Source organism: Cedecea sp. (genome assembly GCF_036500665.1).
Taxonomy (GTDB): Bacteria; Pseudomonadota; Gammaproteobacteria; order Enterobacterales; family Enterobacteriaceae; genus Cedecea.
On the sequence record NZ_DASYBS010000045.1, the window covers coordinates 1 to 1,657 of the forward strand.

General features: G+C 55.1%; 1 protein-coding gene. It reads left to right on the plus strand.

Annotated elements, in window-relative coordinates:
- On the plus strand, window positions 1-1,217 hold a 1,217-nt coding region (locus VGM55_RS07560), incomplete at its 5' end, for a helix-turn-helix domain-containing protein (protein ID WP_331635129.1).
- Window positions 1,218-1,657 lie beyond the last annotated feature (440 nt).

A 1,657-nucleotide genomic window follows, 5' to 3' on the forward strand; every position in this document is an offset into this window, starting at 1 on the left:
TTTTTGGGCAGAGAAGGGCTAAAGAAGCCCGCATGCCCTGGAAGAAGAGTGAACCTATGGAACAGAGAGCAGAGTTTGTGATGAGGGCACTAAGAACGGAGAACTTCCGGGCACTGTGCCAGGAATACGGGATCAGTGCTAAGACTGGCTATAAGTGGCAGGAGCGCTTCCTGCGTTTAGGCCTTGGAGGACTGGAGGAAGAATCGCGCCGGCCTCATGGCCATGCCGAAGAGCTTGGAGAGGGAGAGCTCTGCGCGATCATCCAGCTAAAGTTGGCGCATCCTCGTTGGGGGCCACGCAAGATTCGGGAGCTGTACTTGCGCCGGCATGGGCGGGTGGCCAGTGAGAGCAGTTTTAAACGGGTCTTGGAACGAGCGGGATTGACCGAGAAGCGCAAACACCGTCGGGTAGTAGTCGAAGGGGGCCGCTTGAGCAGCGGCCGCAAAGCCCAGGCGGTCAATGAGGTCTGGACCGTCGATTTTAAAGGCTGGTGGAAAACCCAGCAAGGCCGGTGTGAACCTTTGAGCGTACGCGATGAGTACAGTCGCTACTTGTTAGATTTGCGCAAATTAGAGGATAGCCGTACGCAAAGCGTACGAGGCAGTTTTGAACGGCTCTTTGAGCGGCATGGCTTACCGGAAGCCATTCGCAGTGACAATGGTTCGCCCTTTGCTAGCGTGCAGACCCTGCATGGTTTAAGCCGGCTCTCGGCTTGGTGGGTGGCTTTAGGAATCGATCTGGAGCGTGGCCGGGCTGGATGCCCCCAAGATAACGGGGCTCATGAACGCTTGCACCGAGACGTGAGTCTAGAGCTCGAAGTATTAGGAGAACAAACTCAGGAGGGCTTGGATTTATGGCGCCAGGAGTTTAACTATGAGCGGCCCCATGAGGCGCTGCAGATGCGTTGTCCGGGGGAAGTGTACCAAAATTCCCATCGTGCTTTTGCGGGAACGCCCCAGGAATTAATCTATCCGGGCATGGCAGCACGTCAGGTTGATAATAACGGCCAGATGAGCTGGCAAAACCAAAAGCTTTTTTTGAGCCGGAGCTTGGCCGGATGGAGCGTGGGACTTAAAAACAGCACAGGGCCGTTTATCGAGGTGTGGTTTGCTCGCTTACTGCTGGGTCACCTTGACCAAAACAACCTCTGCTTTGTGCGGGCTGATATCCCGGCTAAAGCCGTTGGAGAACAATTTTCAGCGGCTGAAGCCGCCTAAAAACAGGAGCAAAACTTTGCTGGTGAAACTCAGCTTGACCAAAGCCAAAAACACACTTCCTGGGCTTCGCAGACACCCGGCCCCAATGCGCGACTTACCCACAATCGCCTTTTTCCGGCCCGGTGCGCTGCTGCGACGTAGCGGACCTGTGCCAGGCATTCTCGCAGCACACCGGGCCGGGGCGATTATGGATAAGTCTGGACGCCCTCCTGTAGCTACAGCAACCTACAAAAAGCCGATCAAAACAACCAAAAACAGTAACCTAAAACATCAGACAGTGTTACCGATGTTCTGAACCAGAAGTGTTACCGATGTTCTGACTGCGCCCCAGTCACCTCTCACTGCTTACTGCTCACTGCTTACTGCTCACCTCAGCCCCTCCGCCCCGTCCCCTCCTGCCTGTACTAGCTTCAAATTCTCCTCCACCAACTCGGTGATTT